Source organism: Azospirillum griseum, from assembly GCF_003966125.1.
GTDB lineage: Bacteria > Pseudomonadota > Alphaproteobacteria > Azospirillales > Azospirillaceae > Azospirillum > Azospirillum griseum.
Window position 1 is genome coordinate 49,672 of record NZ_RXMA01000029.1, and the last position, 21,227, is coordinate 70,898.

The window sequence follows — 21,227 nt, forward strand, 5'->3', positions numbered from 1 at the left end:
CTCCTGCGGGGAGTGGGTCGGGGTGAAGGGGCCGGTCGATGAACGTCGTCCTGCTGCTGGCGCGGCTCGGGCCGATGCCGTTGCGCCGTCTTGTCTTCGGCGCGGCGGTGTCGGCGTTGAGCAGCGCCGTCGTGCTCGCCATCGTCAACCGGGCCGCCCAGAAGATCGCCGAGACCAAAAGCGACGTCGTCGATCTGTGGATGGCGGCGCTCTTCGTCGTCTGCGTGCTGCTCTACACCGCGTCCGAAAGCTGGATGGTCGCCCGCATGGGCGCGGACATCGAGGAGGCGATCGACGGCGTTCGCGTGCGCCTTCTCGACCGGCTGCGCCGGGCCGATCTGTGGAAGCTGGAACGGTTCGGCGAAACACCGCTGTTCGACAGCATCACCCAAAGCTGCCAGATCGTGTCGATGAACTCGCAGTTCCTGGCGCTGTCGCTGCGCTCGGCCCTGTTGATCGTCGCGGTGCTGGTCTACATCGCCGCGCTGTCGCCGCTGGCCTTTCTGCTGATCGCCGCGCTGATGGCGGTGGGGGCGGTCAGCTATCTCCGGCTGGGCGAGGCGCTCAACGAACGGCAGGAGATCCAGAACCGCCACGAGGCCGGGCTGTTCGAAAGCGTGTCGGACCTGTTCGACGGCTTCAAGGAACAGCGGCTGAACAGCGCGCGCAGCGCCGATCTGAACGCCACCTTCGCCGGGGTGTCGGCCACCACGACCGCCGCCCGCAACGAGGTGCATCTGCACGGCTGGCAGCAGTTCGTGTTCGGTGAAACCGCCTTCAACATGATGTTGGGCGTGATCGTCTTCGTCGTGCCGAACTACTCCTCCACCTTTGGGCAGGAGGTGGTGAAGGTGACGGCGGCGATCCTGTTCATGGCCTCGGCGGTGTTCGGGCTGATGCAGTCGATGGCGGTGATGGCGGCGGCCGATTCCGCCGCTCGCCGCATGATCGAGCTGGAGGGCCAGTTGAACGAGCTGGCCGAACCGGCGGCCACCGCCCCGCCCTTGCCTCTGCCGGAGGATTTTCATGTAATTCGGTTGGAGGGGATCGAATACGCCTTTCCCGCCCCGGCGGGGGAGCAGAGCTTTGCCGTCGGTCCGTTCGACCTCACCATCCGTCGGGGGGAGACGCTGTTCATCACCGGCGGCAACGGATCGGGAAAATCAACCTTCATCAAGCTGTTGACCGGGCTGTACCACCCCTTGCGCGGGCGGCTGACGGTGGACGGGCTGGAGATCGGGCCGGGTCGCCAGAACGCCTATCGCGGGCTGATGGCCACGGTGTTCGCCGATTTCCATCTGTTCGCCCGCCTCTACGGCATGGATCACCCCGACCGGGCGGAGGCCGACGCCCTGATGCGCTGGATGGAGATGGAGCGCGTGACCAGCGTGGACGGCGACCGCTTCGGGCGGCGTGACCTGTCCGCCGGGCAGCGCAAGCGGCTGGGGCTGGTCGCCGCCATTCTGGAGAAAAAGCCGATCCTGATCCTTGATGAATGGGCCGCCGACCAGGATCCGCATTTCCGCCAGAAATTTTACCGGGAGATCGTGCCGGAGCTGAAACGGCGCGGGTTGACCATCATCGCCGTCACCCATGACGACCATTATTTCGACGTGGCCGACCGCCGCCTGCACATGGAGGAAGGCCGGTTGAGCGAAATCGCCGTGCCCCGCCCGTCCGCCGGGGAAGGGGGTGCGCCGTGAGGCTCATCCGCTTGATCCGGCAGGAGATCCCGCAGAATCTCCGCTCCCTGGCGATCATGACGGCGCTGTCGGCGCTGTCCACCTCCATGCTGCTCTGGGTGGTCGATCTCGCCGCCAAGGACGCGGCCAAGGGGCAGATGAGCGTCCGCCTGCTGGTGCTGTTCGCCATCACCATCACCCTGTTCGGGGTGACGCACAATTACGTGCTCGTCACCGCGTCGCAGGATGTGGAGGGGCTGATCCACCGCCTGCGCGTGCGGCTGTTCGACGCCGTGCGCCGGGCCGATCTGGTCACGGTCGAACGGGTGGGCCGGGCCGCCCTGCACGGGGCCTTGACCCAGGACACCCAGACGCTGGCCCGCACCCTGCCGATGCTGGTCATCGGTGGGCAGCAGGCGACGATGTTGATTTTCCTCGCTTTGTATCTGGCGTGGCTGTCGCCTCTGGCCTGCGTGATGGCCTTTGGCTTCGCCGGTTTCTCCGTGGCGCTGCGCTTTTCGCGCATGGCCGCCCTGGGGCCGCAGATGCGCGCGGCGATGGGGGCGGAAATGGCCGTGTTCGACGGGCTGACCGACCTGCTGCGCGGCTTCAAAGAGGTGCGGATGAGCGTGCGCCGCGCCGATGGCGTGGTTGCGGACGCCGCCCGCGCCTCCGACAGCGCAAGGCGGGTCAACACCGCGATGAAGGCGCTATGGGGGCAGGAGTTCGCCTTGCTCCAGGCGTTGTTCTATGTGCTGGTCGGGTTGATGGTCTTCGTCGTGCCGCTGTTCACCACCAAATATTATGAGGTGGTGGTTCCGGCGACGATGGCGGCGCTGTTCATCGTTGGCCCGGTCGGCACGCTGGCCCACGTCACCCCGCTGGTGACGCAGACCGAATTCGCGCTCGCCAACATCGAAAGCATGGCGGCGCTGCTGAGCACGGCGGCGGGCGACGCGCCCGACGAGAACGCCCGCGCGCTGGACCGCCCGCCCAGCCGGATCGCGCTGCGCGACGCGGTCTTTTCCTACACCGACGCGGCGGGCAACCCGGTCTTTTCGGTGGGGCCGCTGTCGGCGGAGTTCCACGCGGGCGAGATCACCTTCGTCACCGGCGGCAACGGATCGGGCAAATCCACCATGCTGCGCCTGCTGACCGGGTTGATGCCGATCAAGGGCGGGGCGCTGCTGGCCGATGGCGAGCCGGTGGAGCCGGAGCGGATGCAGAGCTACCGCGACCAGATTTCGGCGATCTTCTCCGACTACCACCTGTCGCGGCGGCTCTATGGCGTGGCGGATCCCGATCCGGCGCGCGCCCGTGCCCTGCTGGAACGGCTGGAGATGCAGGACAAGGCCAGCGTGCAGGACGGGGCCTTCTCCACCGTCGCCCTGTCCACCGGCCAACGCAAGCGTCTGGCCCTGGTCGTTGCGCAGATGGAGGACAAGCCGGTCATCGTGCTCGACGAATGGGCGGCCGACCAGGACCCCCATTTCCGCCGCGTCTTTTACGAAGAGTTGCTGCCCGAGATGAAGGCCAAGGGAAAGATCGTGATCTGCGTGACCCACGATGACCGGTGGTTCGGCATGGCCGACCGCGTCTATCACATGAACGAGGGGCGGATCGAGGTTGGGCGGATCGGCCCGGAACCGGGGGGAGCGGCATGACCGGGACGCCGTGGCTCCACCGTTTCCGCCCCGTCGTCGCCCCGCGCCGCACCCTGGTGTGCTTTCCGCACGCCGGGGCGGGGGCGGCGCTGTACCGCGATTGGGACCAGCACATCGGGCGGGGGGACGAACTGTTGGCTGTCCGCCTGCCGGGGCGGGAGAACCGTTTCACCGAAGCCTGCGCGACCGACGCGGCGGCGGTCGCCCTGCCGCTGTGCGACGCGCTGATCCGGCTCGACCGTCCGCTGGTGCTGTTCGGTCATTCCTTGGGGGCGGCGCTGGCCTACGCCACCGCCCGCGCGCTGATCGCGGCGGGGCGTCCGCCCGAACGGCTGGCGGTGTCGGGACGGCGCGCGCCGCAGGTCCCGTTGCGCCGACCGCACACCGCAAGCCTGGACGACGACAGTTTCCGCGCGCGGATTCGCACGATGGGTGGCACCCCGCCGGAGGTGCTGGCCTGCGACGAGTTGATGGATCTGGTGGTTCCGATGCTGCGCGCCGATTTCATCCTGTCCGACGGCTTCGCCGACCCCAACCCGTCCCCCTTGGCGATTCCCCTGCTGGCCTTTGCCGGAATTGGGGATGCCGAGGTTGCGGTGGAGGATGTCGCCGCCTGGGAACGGGTGGCGGGGGCCGGATTCGCCCTGCACCCATTGCCCGGCGACCATTTCTTTTTGCACCAGCACCGACAGAAAATTGTTGAAACCATTCTTCCGCTCGCGTTTTAGGCACATGCTGATCCATTGCATCCATCATTGCGCCGCTGCCGATTTGACGATCACCCGTTCATTCGTTAGCCCATATCAGGACACCGCCGGTTCCGGCCGTCGGCGTTCCCACGCGGGCCGTCCCCTCGGGGCCGTCACACACCGCGCGCCGGTTCGGTGCGCGGGTTTCACCAGTGTAGTTTTGGGAGCACCAACCGATGGTCATTAAGAAAGACCCGCCGACCGGCGACGGCGCTGCGCCGTCCACGCCGGATCCGGTGGTCGAGACGACCGCCGCCGCGCCGGAGGCCGCCGCCCCCGCCGTGGCGGAGAGCGTCGACGCCGCCGCGTCCGAGGCCGCCCCCGAAGCGGTCGCGTCCGAAGCCACGGTGGACGGCGAGCGCGCGCGCCACGCCCACACCGTGATCCGCAACCATGTGCTGCTGTCCGCCGCCGCCGGGGTGATCCCGGTGACGTTCGTGGACACCGCCGCCGCCGCCGTCGTCCAACTGCGCCTGCTCAAGGAGCTGTCGGACGTCTATGGCGTCAGCTTCCGCGCTGACATCGGCCGCTCCGCCGTGGGCGCGCTGCTGGCCAGCGTCACCCCGGCGCTGCTCAGTGGCGGGTTCCTGGGATCGACGGTGGTCAACGCGGCGCTCAACCGCGTTCCGGTGGTCGGCACGGTCACGCGTCTGGCCACCCAGCCGCTGTTCAACGCCGCCTTCACCTACGCCTTGGGCAAGGTGTTCCAGCAGCACTTCGCCTCGGGCGGCACGTTCCTGACCTTCGACCCGGAGAAGGTGAAGACCTATTTCCGCGAGAAGTACGACGAACTGCGCCGCCGCAAGGGCGTGGTGCCGGACGCGGCCCCCGAGGCCGTCGCGGCCTGATCCGCTGCCCGTGGATGGGGGCGGAGGCGCTGTTCGCGGCGTTTCCGCCTCCCCCATCCGTGTCACCGCCTGTCTGTCTTCCTTCCGAGGCCCGGACCATGCCGATCATCTTCTCTGGCCTGTACCTGACCGCCTGCGTGGTGTGCGGCATCATGGGGCGCAACACCGTGTTCGGCTTTGTCGGGCATTTCCTGCTGGCCCTGTTCCTGACGCCGCTGGTTGATTTCGTCATCCAGGCGGTTGGACGGCCCAGCGCCCGGATGCGCGAAAAGCTGATGTCGCTGCGATCCCGCTGAGAGTGCGATGACCACCATTGATCTGGCCCCCCGCCCGCCGTCCGTCCTGACCCGCGCCGGGCTGTGGATGAAGCGGCACGCGATCTCCTTTTACGCGGCGATCCTCACCCTGTTGATGGCGCTGTTCGCCATCGCTCCGTCAATCTTCATCGAGGTTCCGGCCGGTCACGTCGGCGTGCTGTGGCTGCGCTTCTTCGGCGGCACCGTCACCGACCGCGTGTTCAAGGAAGGGCTGCACGTCATCTTTCCGTGGGACACCGTGACGCTTTACGACGTGCGCCTGCGCACCGACAACCGCCGGTTCGACGCGGTGACGAGCAACGGCATGACCCTGACCGTGGAGGTGTCGGTCCGCTACCGCGTCAACCCGCCGACCGCCGGGGTGCTGCACAAGCTGACCGGGCCGTCTTTCGCCGACACGCTGGTCCATCCCAAGGTCGGCAGCCTCGTCTATCATTTCGTGGCCCAGAACAACCCGGAAAGCTTCTATTCCGCTGACCGCGCCGACATTCAGACCTATCTGATGACCAACGCCCGCAACGGATTTCCGGTTCCGTCCGACGCCTTCGACGTCGCGCCGGGCAATCTGGGGGAACCGATGATCCGGGTGGAGGATGTGCTGGTCAGCGGCATCACCCTGCCGCCGCTGGTTCGGCAGGCCATCGACCGCAAGATCGAACAGCAGCAGATCATGCAGGAGTACGAGTTCCGCGTCGCCCGCGAAGCCAAGGAGCGCGACCGCAAACGGATCGAGGCGGAAGGCATCCGCGATTTCCAGGAAACCGTCGCCCACACCATCACACCGGAGTATCTGCGCCTGCGCGGGATCGAGGCGACGCGCGCCTTCGCCGAATCCGCCAACGCCAAGACCATCATCATCGGCGGGCGTGACGGGCTGCCCGTCATCCTCAACACCGCCGACGACGCCCGACCGCACGTCGCCCCGGCGGCTCCAGCCCCGTTCCCACCGGGAGCAACCGGCGAAGCGGCGGCCCCCCGCCCCGCCAACGGCGATCCACCGGCCAACGCGCCGCCATCTGTTCCCACACCGAACCTCCCCTCCGCCACGCCGTCCACACCCGCGCCGTGAGGGGGTGGGTGGATTATGGCAGCCGAGCGCCGGTGAAGGGGTTCCAGCCTTGGGCGGCCAGCGCTGCCCAGGCGGTGGCCCCCAGATGCGGGCGGCGGAAATAGAGGAAATCGTCGGTTTTGCTGTCCGGGCCGATGGCCAGCCCGGTGGTCAGGATCGCCGACCGGGTGGCCCACAGGAACCCACCGGGGCTGATGTCCTGCAAGAGGTCGGCGAACAGCCGGTCGGCGTCGGCCTTGCGCCCGACCGCGCGGTAGGCCAGCGCGGCTTGCGCCGTGCCTTCGACCCACACGCCATCGCGGTCGTCGTTGAAATCGAAACCACCGTCCACGCCATGGGCGCGTTCGGCGTAGGCCAGCGCCGCACGCCACCCAACCGGGGCGTCGCGCAGCAGCAGCGGCCAGAGTTGCGCGTCCAGGCCGGAGATGCTCCGGCTGACCGTCACTCCGTCGGGCAGTGTGCCGACCGGGAAATGATCGCCCCCCGCAGCCCACAGCGCGTCCAGAAAGCCGCGCGCCGCCTTGGCTGGGGCCGCCCATTCCCCGCCGCCGCCCAAGCGGTCGAACAGGGCGACGAGGTCGGTGTTGTGCTCCGTCGCCTTCCAGGTCAGCGGTTGCGGGGCGTTGTCGAAGCCTTGCAGGCCGCCGTTGAAGCCGCCCGGCCCCTTGGGATCGGCGGTGTTGTCCACCACCCAGCGGGCCAGCCCCGCCGCCCCGTCGCGGAACCGCTTCTCCCCGGTGGCTTCGGCCAGGGTCAGCAGGGCCAGCCCGGCCCAGGCGACGTTTCCGGTGGCGGTCCCGATCTGGTAGGCGTCCTCCAACCAACGGTTTTCCACCGCATCCCACCAGCCCATCGGCGGAATCGGGCGCTGCTTCTGCGCCCCGGCGCGGTAGGTGTTGCGCAGCCGGCCTTTGCGCCCGGCGCGGTCGAGGTTGGTGGCGTCCAGCAGCGCTTCGCCGATGCGCAGCGCCTGCGGGCGCTTGCCGCAGGCGTGCAAGGCGATGATTGCCAGCGCGTTGTCGTAGGTGAAGGCGGCAATCGACAGGGCCGGTTCGCTGGTCGGCCCGGCGGAAAAGGCGTTGTCGTAGCTGCGCAGGAACACCGATCCCGCCCCGGGAATCTCATCGACCCGCTTGGCCAGGGTGGCGCAGGTCTTGGCCGCCAGCTCGCCCCCGGCGTCAGCCCAGGCGTGCCCATCGTCCCCCGTCCACAGCAGGGCGATCACCGCCACCAGACCGCCCCACGCCGCACGGCGCAGGGTCGTTGTCGCGTTCCTCATGGCCTTCCGCATCACGGCCACCGCCGTTTGTTCGTTTCGTTCGCAAACATGCTAGAGCGGAACGCCCAAAACCGAAACGGGTTTGACGCACCGCGTTCGTGAAACAGACGTCAGAGCGTTGCCCCGCTTCACTTTTTGTCGCTTGTTCCAGGAGGGCGACGGTTCACGCGGCGGTGGACATCGACGCCATGGCGCGGATCGACCGGACCAGACTTTGCGGGACCACCGGCTTGGCCAGCAGCGACAGCCCGTCGCTGACCCCGGCCACGTCCGTCCTCAGCTCTTCGGCGAATCCTGTGACCATCAGGATGGGAACCGGGTTGTTGCGGGCGCGGATGGCACGCACCATGTCCAACCCGTTCATGCCGGGCATCATGTGGTCGGTGACGATCACGTCAACCGCCGCTCCCCGTTCCAACAGGCGCAGCGCGGTTTCGGCGTCCGCCGCCTCCTGCACGGCAAAGCCCGCCTGGGTCAGGAAATCGGCGGTGGCTCCACGCACCAGATCCTCGTCATCGACCAGCAGGATGGAACAGGCGCTGTCCGCCTCGGATCCGGTTGAAGCTCCAGGCGGTGGGGCCGCGACCGCATCCGGGTTGGCGCGCGGCAGGAAGAGGCGGACCGTGGTTCCGTGCCCCAGTTGGCTGTCGATGACCAGACCCCCGCCCGAACGGTTGGCCAGACTTTGGACCATGGCCAATCCCAAACCGGTGCCCCGGCCAACCTCCTTGGTGGTGAAAAACGGTTCGGTGGCACGGCTCAACACCTCCGGTGTCATGCCGGTCCCGGTGTCGCGAACGGTGATGCACAGCCCATCGCCCGATGGCACGCCCGGCTGGCGGGGGGCGTTGCCCGCATGGTTGCCCGCCTCCAGACACAGCACGCCGCCATCGGGCATGGCGTCGCGCGCGTTGATCGCCAGATTGATCAGCGCCATTTCCAACTGGTTGGGGTCGATCATCACCGGCCACAGCCCGGGATCCGCCCGGTGTTCCACCCGGACCACCCCGCCCAGGGTGCGGGCCATCAGGGCCGCCACCCCTGCCACCAGCGCCGCCACGTCCACCAGTTCCGGGCGCAGCGGCTGGCGGCGGGAAAAGGCCAGAAGATGCTGGGTCAGCGTCGACCCACGCTCCACCGCCTGAAGCGCCATGCGGATCGGCAGGGCCAGACGCTCGTCCTGGCATCGGCTTTCAAGGACGTGCAGGTTGATGCTGAGGGCCTGGAGCAGGTTGTTGAAATCATGGGCCACCCCGCCCGTCAGTTGGCCGACCGCCTCCATCTTCTGCGCCTGCCGCAACGCCAATTCGGCCTGTTCACGCCCGGCCATCGCCCGCCGGGTTTCAGCCAGGGCCAGCGCCGCCGTCTCATAGGCACGGAATTGGCGGGCCAGCGCCCACAGGGCCAGCAGAAGCGCCAGCGCCCCGACCAGACCGGCCAGCGCGAGGGTCATCACCTGGGCGCGCCACCCCTGCAACACATCGTCCAGCGTGCGGGTCACGTTGACCACCACCGGATAGGCGTTGACCGCGCGAGTCGCCACCACCCTTGCGGTGGCGTCCAGCCCGTCGGGGGTCACAAACTCCCCAGCCTCGGATTCGGTCAGAACGTCGAGAAAACGGCGTGGACCCAGCGGTTTGCCGATTCCGGGCAGGGCGGGGTGACGGGCCAGCAGGATGCCGTCGCGCCGCCACAGGCTGATGCTGCTGCCGGTGTCCCCTACCCGCAGCCCGCGATAGAGCCGTTGGAAGTAATCGAGGTCGATGGCCCCCACCGCCAATCCCAGAAACCGCCCGTTCGCCGCGCTGACCCGGCGGGCGAGGTGAACCGTCCACCCTCCGGTCGCGCGATTCTGGACCGGCTCCCCCAGAAATGGCTGATCGGTCGGCGTGTCCTTCAGGGCCTGGAAAAAATCTCGATCCGCCACCGAGTAATTCGGGGCCGGATAAAAGCGCGAGAAATTCAGAAGCTGCCCGTCGGCCCCCACCACCATCACCGCGTCGATCTGTGGAACGACCGAAGCTTTCGCCTTCAACAGATCGTGGGTTTCCTGGTCGGAGCGCAGGCGGACCATGTCCTGTGGGGTGGCGATCCCCTCCGCTTTCATCTGGTCGATCATGCTGGTCAGCACCAGATCGACGTTCTGGATCGACCGCGCGGTCTGTTCGGCGAGCGACAGGTTGAGCGTGGCCAATTCCCGTTTCGCCGCGTCGATCTCCTTGTCGCGGAGCATCAGGATGTACTGCGCCGTTGCCGTCACCAGGACGGCCAGCGCCACCGCGCCCGACACCACCAACAGCCTCAGAGGCCGGCTCGCGCGCAGGTGTGACACCCACCGGGCGGGCCAGGACTCCCAAACGGATCGCACAACCATGACGCTAAGGCTCACCCCCCGACGACCGTCCACGCAACCAGAACGGTGGCTGGATCATCGGGGCCGCTGCGGGACGCGTCAAGGTGGCGTTCCGCGTGATCCACCCGGCTAAGGTGCATAGGCCATTGCGGCAAATCAGTGACCGAACAGATCCAGTTCCGGATCCGGATCGGTCGCTGGATGGACCAGATCGGTGCAGCCGATCCCGATCAGGCGGAAGGCCCGCCCGTCCACCTCGCGTTCCAACAGGGCCAGCCCGGCGGCGAATATGGCGTCGGCGTCGGCGGTCGGCTCCACCCGGCGGGAGCGGGTGAGCTGCTGGAAATCCTTGGTCTTCAGCTTCAACACCACGCTGCGCCCCAGCAGTCCTTCGCGCGCCAGCCGCCGCGCCACCTTGGCGGCCAGCGGGCGCAGCTCCTGCGTCAGGGCGGGCAGCGCGGTGACGTCCCAATCGAAGGTTTCTTCGGCCGAGATGCTCTTGCTGACCGATTCCGGCTGCACCCGGCGGGAATCCTCCCCGCGCGCGAAGTTGAACAGCACCCGGCCCATCGCGCCATAGCGCTTGACCAGCCAATGCTCGTCCTTGTCCTGAAGGTCGCCGACGCGGGTGATGCCGTCGGTGAACAGCTTGCGCTCCAGCGCCGGGCCGACGCCCCACAGGATGGTGACGCGCTTGCCCGCCAGAAAGGCCGGGCCGTCGGCGCGGCCCAAGGCGGAAAAGCCGCGTGGCTTGTCGAGGTCCGAGGCGATCTTCGCCAACAGCTTGTTGTAGCTCAGCCCGATGGACGCGGTGATCCGCAACTCCGTTTCAAACCGACGGACGATCTCCACCAGCGCCTGCGCCGGGCTGATGCTGAGACGGTCGCCGACCTCGCTCAAATCCAGATAGGCTTCGTCGATGCTGATCGGTTCGACCAGCGGGGTGAAAGCCTCCATGATCGCGCGGGCGCGGTGGCCGACCTCCTTGTATTTGGCGATGTCGGGCCGGATGATGGTGGCGTCGGGGCAGCGGTCCAGCGCCTCGCGGATGGTCATGGCCGACCGCACGCCGGACATGCGGGCGACGTAGCAGCAGGCGGCGACCACGCCGCGATGATCCTCCCCGCCGACGATCACCGGGCGGCTCGCCAGCTCCGGGCGGTCGCGCTTTTCCACCGTGGCGTAAAAACTGTCGCAATCGATGTGGCCGATGGTCAGCCGGTGCAGTTCCGGGTGGCGGAACAGGCGGCGGCTGTCGCATTTCGGGCAGCGCAGCGGATCGCCGTCAAAGGCGGCGGCGCAGTCGCGGCAGACACAGGACACGCTCATTCCACCCCGAACCCCTGGAGCCGGGCCGCCCGCCCATCGCGGCCAACCCGGTCCGCCATTCTAGCAAAACCACGCGCGGCGGGCCAGTTCATCCGGTACGAATGCGGAACAAAACGGATCAAATCAGGGGCGTGGCGGGGTTCCGTCCACCGCCAGCCGCCCGGCCACCACCGCCGCCTGCGTGCGGCTGACCACGTTCAGCTTGCGCAGGATGCTGGAGACATGGACCTTGACCGTCTGTTCCGACACGTTCAGGTCCCCGGCGATCTGCTTGTTCAGCTTGCCATCGACGATCATCGTCAGGATGCGCAACTGCTGGGGCGAGAGGGAGGCGAAGCGGCGGGCGGCCTCCGCCTCCTCGGCCTCGGGGCTGTCGGTGAGGCTGAGCGGCGGTGCCCACACCGCGCCGTCCAGAATGGCGCGGATGGCGTCGGCCATCGCCGCCATCGACAGGGATTTCGGGATGTAGCCGGACGCGCCATAGGCCAGCGCCCGGCGGATGGTGTCGGCGTCCTGCAAGGCCGACAGGATCGCCACCGGAACCGTCGGGTGATGGGCCAGCATCAGGAACAGCCCGGCAAAACCATGGGTCCCCGGCATGTTCAGATCCAGCAGGACCAGATCGACCGATCCCGCCCGCTCCGTCACCGCCGCCATCACCGCGTCCAGATCCAGGCATTCGACGATTGCCGCCTCGGGCATCGCCTTGCCCAGCGCGTCGCGCAGGGCGGCCTGCACCAGCGGGTGATCGTCGCCGATCACGATGGTGGTTGCGCCGATGATGCTTGCAGCGCTCTCGCTCTCCATGCCCGCGTTCCCCTCCCCCATGCGCGCCGCAACCGGCGCGGTTCGCCGTCCGGCTTTTGTCCGGTTCCGGCCTTTGTGCAGCCCATAATATGCGGAGTTGCCAATCCGGTCTGTCTTAATGTGCGAGTGCTGTGCGATCCGTCATTCCGCCGTTGCCGCGCTTTGCAGCGCCGCACCGTTGAGGAAGCGGCGGAGCGAGGCGGGCTTCACCGGCTTGTAGATCACGCCGCAGCCGCTCCGCTCCGCCTCCTGCCGCACCGCTTCGGAGCGGTCGGCGGTCAGCAGCAGCCCCTTGACCGGGCGGTCCCAGCGCGCGCGCAGCCGGTCCAGCACGACCAGACCGGTCAACCCCTCCGCCACATGGTAATCGACGCAGACCACGTCGGGCAGCGTTTCGCCCATCGCCGCCAGCGCGGCCACGGCACCGTCCTCGTCCGACGCGGTGGCGACCCGGCAGCCCCATTGCTCAAGCAGGGCGCGCAAGCCCGCCAGGATTGAGTCCTCGTTGTCGATGCACAGCACCAGCAGGCCACCGGCCAGCACCCCGGCGGGCGAGGCCGACGGGCGGTTCAGCGGCAGGGGCCGTTGGTCGGACAGCGGCACATCCACGGCAAAGCCGGTCCCCCGCCCCAGGGTGGAGCGCACCGTCACCGCGTGGCCCAACAGATTGGCGATGCGGTCGACAATCGCCAGCCCCAACCCCAGCCCCTTGTCGGCGGCGGACCCGGGGCTGGTGGCGGTGTTGAGGCGGCGGAACTCCTCGAACACCTCGCGGCGCTTGTTCTCCGGGATGCCGGGGCCGCTGTCCCACACCTCGATCCGCAGCCGGTCGCCGCGCCGACGGCAGCCCAGCAACACCCGGCCGCTGGGGGTGTAGCGGATGGCGTTGGACAGGAAATTCTGCAAAATCCGCCGGAGCAGTTGCGGGTCGGACCGCACTGCTAGGCCGCAACCGACCACCCGCAGGGTCAGGCCGCGTTCCTGCGCCAGGGCGGAAAACTCCACCGCCAGCCCGCTCAACAGATCGCCGATGGCAAAGCCGCGCACCTTGGGCCGGACGTTGCCCGCGTCGAGCGATGAGATGTCGAGCAGTCCGCCCAGCAGCAGTTCGGTGGAGCGCAGCGAGGCCGCCGCGTTGTCCACCATGCCGCGTTCCTGCGCGCGGGCGGTGGGGCCGGGTGCGGGGTCGCGCACGCTTTCCTCCAGCGCCGACACGAACAGGCGGGCGGCGTTGAGCGGCTGCAACAGGTCGTGGCTGGCGGCGGCGAGGAAGCGCGTCTTGCTGGCGTTGGCGGCTTCGGCCTCCGCCTTGGCCTGTTGCAGGGCGTCGGTGCGCTCCTGCACCCGCTGTTCCAGGCTTTCGTTCGCCTCGCGCAGGGCCTCCGCCGCGCGGTAACGCTCGGTCACGTCGGTGTAGGTGGAGACGTAACCGCCCTCCGGCATCGGGTTGCAGGTGATTTCCAGAACCGTCCCATCCGGGCGGCGGCGTTCGTAGCGGTAGGGCCATTCCAGCGTGGCGGTGTCGCGGTTGACCAGCAGCGCTTTCAAATCCTCCGCCCCGTATTCGCCGCGTTCGGTGTTGAAGCGGATCAACTCGGCAAAGGGCACGCCCACCCGCACCCGGTCGGGCGGCAGGTCCAGCAGCTCAAGATACCGGTGATTCCAGGCGGCGAGCCGGTATTCCTCATCCACCACGCAAATTCCCTGCCCGACATTCTCCAGCGTGTTTTGCAGAAGCTTGCGGTTGAAGCGCAGCGCTTCGGACGCCTCGTCGAGCATCGCCATGGCGTCGCCGCGCGACAGCGCCCGGCCTTGCAGCGAGGCCGCCATCACCACGCGGGCGGACGCCGCGCCGACCGCCCCGGCGATCAGGTTTTCGGTGAAGCGCACCGCGTCCAGATCGGCCGGGCCGCCGCCGCCGCCACGCCCGACGCCATAGCCGTCAAAGGCGGCGTTGCCGCGCTCCGGCCCGACGAAGCGGATGGCCAGCGTCCGCAGGTCGGCCAGACGGGGCGGTGACTTGGCGAAGGGGCGGCGCACCTCCTCCTCCCCCAAGTCGGCGACGGTGTCGCGGTAGGCGGCGGCCTGCGTCCGCTCCACCGCGCTGGGCCGGGCCAGCAGGGATCCGACGACGAAGGCCAGCAGGTTGGCCGACAGGCTCCACAGGCTGGCGTGGGAAATCGGGTCCAACCCCTCGATCCCGAACAGCGCCTGCGGGGCCAGCCACTCCAGCCCCCACGGCCCGTTGTCGAGAAAGCCATCGGGCAGGGTGATGATCCGCGCCATCGACGGGATCAGCAGGGTGTAAACCCACAGCAGGAACCCGGCCCCCAACCCGGCCAACGCCCCCACCCGGTTGGCGCGCGGCCAATAGAGCGCCCCGAAGAAGGCCGGGCCGAACTGCGCCACCGCGACGAAGGACAACAGCCCGATGACGGTCAGGGGATAGCCCTTGTCCACCAGCCGGTGCATGGCGTAGGCCAGCAGCAGGATCCCGACCACCGACAGGCGGCGCACCAGCAGCAGCGTGCCGACCATGTCGCGGCTGCCGACGCGGGCGGCAAAGCGCGGGCGGCTGAGCAACAGGGGCATCACCACGTCGTTGCACAGCATGGTGCTGAGCGACACCGCCGCGACGATCACCATGCCGGTCGCCGCCGACAGCCCGCCGATGAAGGCCACCAGGCTGACGCTGCCCGCCCCGGCGGCGATGGGCAGGGTGATCATGAAGGTGTCGGGGTTGATCCGGCCATCGCCGAACGTCACCAGCCCGGCCACGGCGATGGGAATCATCAGCAGGCTGAGCACCGCCAGATAGACCGGGTACATCCAGGACGCGGCGCGGACGTGGCGCGGGTGGTCGTTCTCCACCGTCACCACATGGAACATCTGCGGCAGGCAGAGAAAGGCGATGACCGAAATCACCGTGTTCGACCACCAGGTCGGGTGGCTGAAATCCGGGGTCAGCAGCGGGGCGGCCTGGGGCCGGGTCAGCAGATCGGCGAAACCGTCGAACATGCCGAAGACGATGAACAGCGCCACCGCCAGAAAGGCGGCGAGCTTCACCAGGCTTTCAAAGGCGATGGCCAGCATCAGGCCGCGATGGTGCTCGCTGGCGCTGATGTGGCGGACGCCGAACAGGATGGTGAAGACCGCCATCGACAGCGCCACGGCAAAGGCGGTGTCGCCCCACACCGGGCGGACCTGTCCGGCTTCCTCCAGCGTCGCGGCGGTCAGCACGTCGAAGCTGGCGGCCACCGCCTTCAATTGCAGGGCGATGTAGGGCAGCACGCCGACCAGGGCCGTCAGCGTCACCAGCGCCGCCACCGCCTGACTCTTGCCATAGCGTGCGCCGATGAAATCGGCGATGGAGGTCAGGTTCTGCGCCTTGGCGATGGCGATGGTCTTGGTGAAGACCGGTCGGGCCAGCAACAGCAGCAGCGTCGGCCCCAGATAGATCGGCAGGAAATCCACCCCGCTGGCCGACGCCCGCCCGACCGACCCGTAAAAGCTCCAACTGGTGTTGTAAATGCCCAGCGTCAGGGCGTAGAGCAGGGCCGCCCACCGCCCGCCCATCGCCAGCAGCCCACCGCCCCCCGTCGGCGCGGGTCCCCCCGCCTGTCCATCCAACGCCCGCCCATCCACCGCCCGGCCGGCGGCCCGTCGGTCGCCCCACCAGGCGATGGCGAAGAGCACGCCCAGATAGGCCGCCGACACGGCCAGAACCAGCCAACTCTGCACGACGCGTTTCCTTCGCCGAAGACCACCGCCGAGCAGCCTAATCCAACGCGGCGGGGGGTGCCAACGCTGCCCGGTTGGTCTGCCTATTTCGTGGGCATTTTTGAACCAAGGTAGGGGGCGCGGACGGTTGGGGGGACGGCGTACAACAGGCGCACTCAAGGTCCGGCGCGACGATCCTCTCCTGGGGTCAGCGCAGGCCCGTCCCAGTCGCCGCTGCCGTGACGGTCCAGACCGGAACCGGGGAAGCGGTCGCCCACGCTCCCCTCCCTCATGCGTGGCCGACCGCTTCCACATTTTCCCTGTGCGATGATTCCACTTGGGAAAGCGGCGCGTCCGGCGCATTCTGTGCCGGAGTGATGCCAACGGTCGCCGCGCGGATCACGCCCGCGCCGCCCGCTGGCGAAACGGAAGACGGACACCGGACCAGCATGTTGATTGACGCTTATTTGGGATTCCGGGTGGGAGACGTCGTGCTCGACCGCGCCGAACTGGCGGCGGGAACCGCCCGGATCAAGGAGATCCACGTCGTGCCGTGCGACTGGGCGCACGGGCTGACCGGCATCGCCGTGATGGAAAACGGCGCGGAGCGTTTCATTGTTCAGTTGAAGAAGGTCCGCCCGACCGAGGCCACCGACGGGGCGACCGACGGGGCCACCACCAACGTCCGCCCCCTGCGCCACCGCGCGCGCTGACGCGGCCCTCCCCTTCCCTGTTCCTGCGCCCTCTGCTGTTTGCCATGGCCCTTGATCACAAGGGCTGTGCGCGTGCCCATATAATACTAATTTCTCATGTTTAATACGACCGCTTATAATCTATATTGACAGTAGATATTTTGCCGCGCAAAACTGCCCACACCGCTCGTTGATTGGAAATGGACCAATGCCGGACGCCGCTTCGCTTCACACGCTCGATCCACTGGATCCGCAGGTCGTCACCGCGCACGCGCGGATGCGGGCGCTGGGGTTGGCCACGCCCGACCCTCTCATCATGCCCGTCGCCCAGGCCCGGGCGGTGTCGGAGCGCGCCCACGCCTTCCTCAATCAGGATGCTCCGCCCTTGCCCGCGCGCGACGTGGTGGGAGAGGGACCGGCCGGGCCGTTGCCGCTGCGCCTCTATCGCCCCCCCCGCCACCACCGACGAACCGTTGCCGGTGCTGCTCTATTTCCACGGCGGCGGGTTCGCCCTGAACAGCATCGACACCCATGACCGGCTGCACCGGCTGTTGGCCCTGCGCAGCGGGGCCGCCGTCCTGGCCGTTGCCTACAGCAAGGCCCCGGAGCATCGCTTTCCTCACCAGAACGAGGAGGCGCTGGCCGCCTTGCGCTGGATCGCCCGCCACGGGGCCGATTATGGGCTGGACTCCGCACGCATCGCCGTGGGCGGGGATTCCGCCGGGGCCAATCTGGCCTTGGGCGTGGCGCTGGCCGCCCGCGCACCGGGGGAACCGCGTGTGTCCTTCGCCCTGCTGTTCTACGGCATGTTTGCCCATGATTTTCACACCCTGTCGCACAAGCGGTACGGTGACGGGCGGTATGGCCTGACCACGGCGCGGATGCGCTGGTATTGGGAACGCTATCTGGGTGGGGTGGAGCCGACGCGCGACCCGCGCGCCGCGCCGTTGCTGGCCGATCTGCGCGGTTTGCCGCCGGTGCTGCTGCTCGCCGCCGGTCTGGATTGCCTGCGCGACGACAGCGTGCGCCTGGCCGAACGGTTGGCCGCCGCCGATGTGCCCTATGCCCTGTCGGTCTATGACTCCCTGCCCCACTCCTTCGCGGTCCTGACCCGGTTGGTGGAGGCCGCCGACGGGGCCGTCACCCGCGCGGCCCTGGCGGTGCGCGACGCGCTGGCGGTGCGCGACGCGCTGGCGGTGCGGCCGTTGCCTTGACATGATGCGGGACGTTCAACCCGTGTTGTGAGGTCTCCATTATGAAAGCGATCGTCACCGGCCATTCCCGTGGTTTGGGCGCGGCGTTGGCCGTTGCCCTGGTCGCGCGGGGCGCGTCGGTTCTGGGGCTGGCGCGTGCCGAGAACGCGGCCTTGGCCGAGCGGATCGAGCAGGTTGCCATCGACCTTGCCGACCCGACGGCGGTGGCCGCGCTGTCGGCCCCCGGCGGGGCGGTGTCCCGCTTTCTGGCCTCCTCCGGCGCGGGGCCGGTCCTGTTGCTCAACAACGCCGGGATCGTCGAGCCGATTGGTCCCGCCGGAACGCTCGACCCGCAGGCCATCGCCCGCGCCATCGCGGTGAACGTCACCGCCCCGTTGTTGCTGGCCGACGCCTTCATCGCCGCGACGGCGGACCAGCCCGACCGCCGCGTGCTCCACGTGTCGAGTGGGGCCGGGCGCAGCGCCTATCCGGGATGGAGCGTCTATTGCGCCACCAAGGCGGCGTTGGATCACCACGCCCGCAGCGCCGCCGCCGACGCCCGCCCCGGCCTGCGCATCGCCAGTGTGGCCCCCGGCGTGGTGGACACCGACATGCAGGCGACCCTGCGCGCGACGCCGGAGGACCGATTCGTCCTGCGCAGCCGTTTTGTCTCCTTGAAGGACGGCAACGCCCTGACCACGCCCGACGCCTGCGCGGCGGCGATGCTTGACCATCTGCTGGGCGACGCCTTCGGGCGCAACCCGGTGGCCGACATCCGCGATCTGGCTTGAGACACGCGGCGGGTGGGTCAGCCCGCCCCCGGCTTACCCCACGGCGTCGTCCGCCATCGCCATGCCGGGGCGAATCACGCTGCGGATGGTGAAGCTGGTTTGGATGCGGACCACGCCGGGCAGGCGCGACAGCGAATCCTGAAAGATCCGCTCGTAATCAGCCCCGTCCTGCGCCACCACCCGCAGGAAATAGTCCGAACTGCCGGACAGCAAATAGCATTCCCGCACCTCCGGGCAGCGCCGGACAGCGGATTCGAAACGGCGGAAATACTCGTCTGTTTGCCGCTCCAGGGTGATTTGCACGATCACCACCACCGATTTGTCCTCGTCCATCGTCTCGACGATGGCGGTGTAGCCCCGGATGACGCCGGAATGTTCCAGCATGTGCAAACGGCGCAGGCAGGCCGACGGCGACAGGCCGACCTCCGCCGCCAATTTGGCGTTGCTCATCCGGCCATCCTTGCGCAGCAGCCGGAGAATTTTGTGATCCAGGGCGTCCAGGGTGTGCATGCAACTTTATACGAGACATTGGCAGAACATGCGAACCCCCAATCGCATTATCGTGGAATCATGCAGGGCTTTGCAGAGATCCACCCCGTTCACCCGACGTAAGATGAGGGCATCGCGACAATCCGCACCGCTGACGGTTCCGGCTCGCCGGACGGTTTCGGTCCTGACATGTGGGGGGTCTGATGGTCACGCGCGTTGGCGTTCCCAAGGAAATCAAGAACCACGAATACCGGGTCGGGCTGACGCCGGGATCGGTTCGTGAACTGACCTCTGTCGGTCACAGCGCTCTGGTCCAGACCGGGGCCGGGGCCGAGATCGGCTTTTCCGACGATGATTACCGCGCCGCCGGGGCATCGATCGCCGACAGCGCCGCCCAGGTCTTCGCCGACTCCGATATGATCGTGAAGGTGAAGGAACCGCAACCGGCGGAATGCCGCATGCTGCGTCCGGGCCAACTTCTGTTCACCTATCTGCATCTGGCCCCCGATCCCGAACAGGCCCGCCTGTTGATGGAGAGCGGGTGCACCGCCATCGCCTATGAAACCGTCACCGACCGCAACGGCCGCCTGCCGTTGTTGGCCCCGATGTCGGAAATCGCCGGGCGCATGGCGATCCAGGTCGGGGCCGTGGCCCTGCAAAAAAGCAACGGTGGGTCGGGCGTGCTGCTGGGCGGCGTGCCGGGCGTGCTGCCGGGCAAGGTTCTGGTGATCGGCGGCGGGGTCGTCGGGGCGAACGCCGCGCGGATGGCGCTGGGGCTGGGGGCCGATGTGGTCATCGCCGACCGCTCCGTGCCGCGTCTGGCGCAACTCGACGATCTGTTCGGGCCGCGCCTGAAGACGGTCTACGCCTCGGTCGACGCGCTGGACAAGCTGGTTGTTGACGCCGATCTGGTGGTGGGAGCCGTGCTGGTCGTTGGGGCGGCCGCGCCGAAGCTGGTCAAGCGGGAGCAGCTCTCCCGCATGCGCAAGGGGTCTGTTCTGGTCGATGTCGCCATCGATCAGGGCGGCTGTTTTGAAACCAGCCACGCCACCACCCATTCCGATCCGACCTATGTCGTCGATGGAATCGTCCACTACTGCGTGGCCAACATGCCCGGTGCGGTCGCCCGCACCTCCACCGAGGCGCTGAACCACGCCACCCTGCCTTTCGCCATGGCTCTCGCCGCCAAGGGCTGGAAGCAGGCGTTGGCCGATGATCCGCATCTGGCCGCCGGACTGAACGTCCATGCCGGAGCCATCACCCATCCGGCGGTGGCGGACGCGCTGGGCCACCCGTTCCGCGATCCGAAATCACTCCTGGCGGAGTGATGGGCCTGAACTGAACAAAATATCGTCCGTGCCGCGTTTCAAGAAACTTTCACTGGAAACGATCTTCGAAATCCGACGAAATGTTGTTTTTTTCGGAGGTTTGAAAGAGAGTGTTGCGCCCACGGACGAGTTTGTTTTACCTGTTTGTAACAAGAATAGGGCCAGCATACGCAACCGGCACCTAAGTGCTGGGGCCAAAGATCAAGAACAGTTTCGAACAGGGTAAGGCTCGGCGATTTTCGCCATTTGGGCCGAAGCAGGTGGAAACGCCGTCTGCTTTGGTCGTTGCATTGCTTGAACGCGGTGCGCTTCGCTTTTATCGGCGAAGGCGCTGTGGTGTATCGTTACGCCGCGCAATGGCCACGCAAGGGGGAGCTGTGGGTATGGTGGTTTGCCGTGTTCTCGGCTGGGATGTGGTGCCGGTGTCCGGCCCAAGCCCCGCCGACATCGCTCTTATCATGCGCGCGCGCCGCGCGGGTGCCACGGTTGGCCGGGCGTTGATCCGGCAGCCGCTGTCCCCGCGCGCCTTGGCGCAGGCGCATCGCTGTCGCTGACCACAGCGCCCGCCGATCCATCCATCGGCGGGGCGTGGTCGCCACCGGGTGCGGCGGCGGAAGGCCAAGCGTCCCCTGCCTCGGGTCTGGATGTTCTCCCCCGTTCATCCACTCCCGGCCTTCCGCCGCCACACACGCCGTTTCTTCGGACCATCGTCTGCGGAAACCCATCGCGACGGGTGAGTCGATCCATCCACCGTTTCAAACACTCTGTGCCATCGACGAAGGCCGGCTGTCTGGGAGACGCCGTCTGGGAGATTGGGAGAGCCTGACCTTATGGATTATTTCATACAGCAATTGATCAACGGCCTATCGCTTGGGGCCATTTATGGCCTGATCGCGATTGGCTACACGATGGTCTAC

Annotated in this window: 16 protein-coding genes; 10 read left to right on the top strand and 6 right to left on the bottom strand. The window is 67.9% G+C overall.

From position 1 onward, the window contains the following. The first annotated feature begins 38 nt into the window (after positions 1-38). The 6 genes from EJ903_RS22015 to EJ903_RS22040 all read left to right on the top strand — a co-directional run bounded on the left by EJ903_RS22015 (position 39) and on the right by EJ903_RS22040 (position 6,329). Entirely contained in the window at positions 39-1,703 is a 1,665-nt protein-coding gene (locus EJ903_RS22015; protein WP_126619514.1) for a cyclic peptide export ABC transporter, read from the top strand. Further along, positions 1,700-3,346: a cyclic peptide export ABC transporter gene (locus tag EJ903_RS22020; protein ID WP_126619515.1), complete on the top strand. Its 1,647-nt coding sequence runs from the start codon at positions 1,700-1,702 to the stop codon at positions 3,344-3,346. Before EJ903_RS22015 ends, EJ903_RS22020 begins: the two co-directional genes overlap by 4 nt. After that, entirely contained in the window at positions 3,343-4,074 is a 732-nt protein-coding gene (locus EJ903_RS22025; protein ID WP_126619517.1) for a thioesterase II family protein, read from the top strand. Before EJ903_RS22020 ends, EJ903_RS22025 begins: the two co-directional genes overlap by 4 nt. A 197-nt stretch (positions 4,075-4,271) precedes the next feature. Then, complete coding sequence (locus tag EJ903_RS22030) at positions 4,272-4,943, top strand: YcjF family protein (protein ID WP_126619519.1); 672 nt, start codon at positions 4,272-4,274, stop codon at positions 4,941-4,943. A 98-nt stretch (positions 4,944-5,041) separates the two neighbouring features. Continuing rightward, on the top strand, positions 5,042-5,239 hold the full coding sequence (locus EJ903_RS22035; RefSeq protein ID WP_126619521.1) for a hypothetical protein: 198 nt from the start codon (positions 5,042-5,044) through the stop codon (positions 5,237-5,239). A gap of 7 nt (positions 5,240-5,246) precedes the next feature. Beyond that, positions 5,247-6,329 carry a prohibitin family protein gene (locus tag EJ903_RS22040; protein ID WP_126619523.1) on the top strand — a complete coding sequence of 361 codons (1,083 nt, stop codon included), beginning with the start codon at positions 5,247-5,249 and terminating at the stop codon, positions 6,327-6,329. Positions 6,330-6,342: 13 nt separating this feature from the next. On the opposite strand, the gene EJ903_RS22045 is transcribed toward EJ903_RS22040, so the two are convergent. From EJ903_RS22045 to EJ903_RS22065, 5 genes are all read right to left on the bottom strand, one after another. After that, entirely contained in the window at positions 6,343-7,608 is a 1,266-nt protein-coding gene (locus EJ903_RS22045) for a hypothetical protein (RefSeq protein WP_126619525.1), read from the bottom strand. Positions 7,609-7,771: 163 nt separating this feature from the next. Further along, positions 7,772-9,901: a hybrid sensor histidine kinase/response regulator gene (locus tag EJ903_RS22050; protein ID WP_158627978.1), complete on the bottom strand. Its 2,130-nt coding sequence runs from the start codon at positions 9,899-9,901 to the stop codon at positions 7,772-7,774. Between the two features lie 216 nt (positions 9,902-10,117). Beyond that, positions 10,118-11,290: a DNA polymerase IV gene (locus EJ903_RS22055; RefSeq protein WP_126619530.1), complete on the bottom strand. Its 1,173-nt coding sequence runs from the start codon at positions 11,288-11,290 to the stop codon at positions 10,118-10,120. Between the two features lie 123 nt (positions 11,291-11,413). Continuing rightward, positions 11,414-12,097, bottom strand: coding sequence for a response regulator transcription factor (locus EJ903_RS22060; protein ID WP_246015840.1), 684 nt, complete (start codon positions 12,095-12,097; stop codon positions 11,414-11,416). Positions 12,098-12,238: 141 nt separating this feature from the next. Next, positions 12,239-15,838, bottom strand: a complete 3,600-nt coding sequence (locus EJ903_RS22065; protein ID WP_126619533.1) for a hybrid sensor histidine kinase/response regulator — start codon at positions 15,836-15,838, stop codon at positions 12,239-12,241. Between the two features lie 428 nt (positions 15,839-16,266). On the opposite strand from EJ903_RS22065, the gene EJ903_RS22070 reads away from it, so the two are divergent. From EJ903_RS22070 to EJ903_RS22080, 3 genes are all read left to right on the top strand, one after another. Next, positions 16,267-16,530, top strand: coding sequence for a hypothetical protein (locus EJ903_RS22070; RefSeq protein ID WP_126619535.1), 264 nt, complete (start codon positions 16,267-16,269; stop codon positions 16,528-16,530). 458 nt (positions 16,531-16,988) lie between these two features. After that, on the top strand, positions 16,989-17,723 hold the full coding sequence (locus EJ903_RS22075) for an alpha/beta hydrolase (RefSeq protein WP_158627979.1): 735 nt from the start codon (positions 16,989-16,991) through the stop codon (positions 17,721-17,723). A gap of 41 nt (positions 17,724-17,764) precedes the next feature. After that, on the top strand, positions 17,765-18,493 hold the full coding sequence (locus tag EJ903_RS22080; RefSeq protein ID WP_126619539.1) for an SDR family oxidoreductase: 729 nt from the start codon (positions 17,765-17,767) through the stop codon (positions 18,491-18,493). A 33-nt stretch (positions 18,494-18,526) separates the two neighbouring features. Here EJ903_RS22080 and EJ903_RS22085 read toward each other — a convergent pair whose 3' ends face one another. Then, positions 18,527-19,003 carry an Lrp/AsnC family transcriptional regulator gene (locus EJ903_RS22085; RefSeq protein ID WP_126619541.1) on the bottom strand — a complete coding sequence of 159 codons (477 nt, stop codon included), beginning with the start codon at positions 19,001-19,003 and terminating at the stop codon, positions 18,527-18,529. A gap of 182 nt (positions 19,004-19,185) precedes the next feature. Here EJ903_RS22085 and ald point away from each other — a divergent pair, with 182 nt between their 5' ends. Further along, positions 19,186-20,310, top strand: a complete 1,125-nt coding sequence (gene ald / locus EJ903_RS22090) for an alanine dehydrogenase (protein WP_126619543.1) — start codon at positions 19,186-19,188, stop codon at positions 20,308-20,310. Positions 20,311-21,227 lie beyond the last annotated feature (917 nt).

Coding starts and splice junctions, on each gene's coding strand:
- EJ903_RS22015 (WP_126619514.1), top strand. CDS start 39: ATGAACGTCGTCCTGCTGCTGGCGCGGCTCGGGCCGATGCCGTTGCGC.
- EJ903_RS22025 (WP_126619517.1), top strand. CDS start 3,343: ATGACCGGGACGCCGTGGCTCCACCGTTTCCGCCCCGTCGTCGCCCCG.
- EJ903_RS22030 (WP_126619519.1), top strand. CDS start 4,272: ATGGTCATTAAGAAAGACCCGCCGACCGGCGACGGCGCTGCGCCGTCC.
- EJ903_RS22035 (WP_126619521.1), top strand. CDS start 5,042: ATGCCGATCATCTTCTCTGGCCTGTACCTGACCGCCTGCGTGGTGTGC.
- EJ903_RS22040 (WP_126619523.1), top strand. CDS start 5,247: ATGACCACCATTGATCTGGCCCCCCGCCCGCCGTCCGTCCTGACCCGC.
- EJ903_RS22045 (WP_126619525.1), bottom strand. CDS start 7,608: ATGAGGAACGCGACAACGACCCTGCGCCGTGCGGCGTGGGGCGGTCTG.
- EJ903_RS22055 (WP_126619530.1), bottom strand. CDS start 11,290: ATGAGCGTGTCCTGTGTCTGCCGCGACTGCGCCGCCGCCTTTGACGGC.
- EJ903_RS22060 (WP_246015840.1), bottom strand. CDS start 12,097: ATGGAGAGCGAGAGCGCTGCAAGCATCATCGGCGCAACCACCATCGTG.
- EJ903_RS22070 (WP_126619535.1), top strand. CDS start 16,267: ATGTTGATTGACGCTTATTTGGGATTCCGGGTGGGAGACGTCGTGCTC.
- EJ903_RS22080 (WP_126619539.1), top strand. CDS start 17,765: ATGAAAGCGATCGTCACCGGCCATTCCCGTGGTTTGGGCGCGGCGTTG.
- EJ903_RS22085 (WP_126619541.1), bottom strand. CDS start 19,003: ATGCACACCCTGGACGCCCTGGATCACAAAATTCTCCGGCTGCTGCGC.
- ald (WP_126619543.1), top strand. CDS start 19,186: ATGGTCACGCGCGTTGGCGTTCCCAAGGAAATCAAGAACCACGAATAC.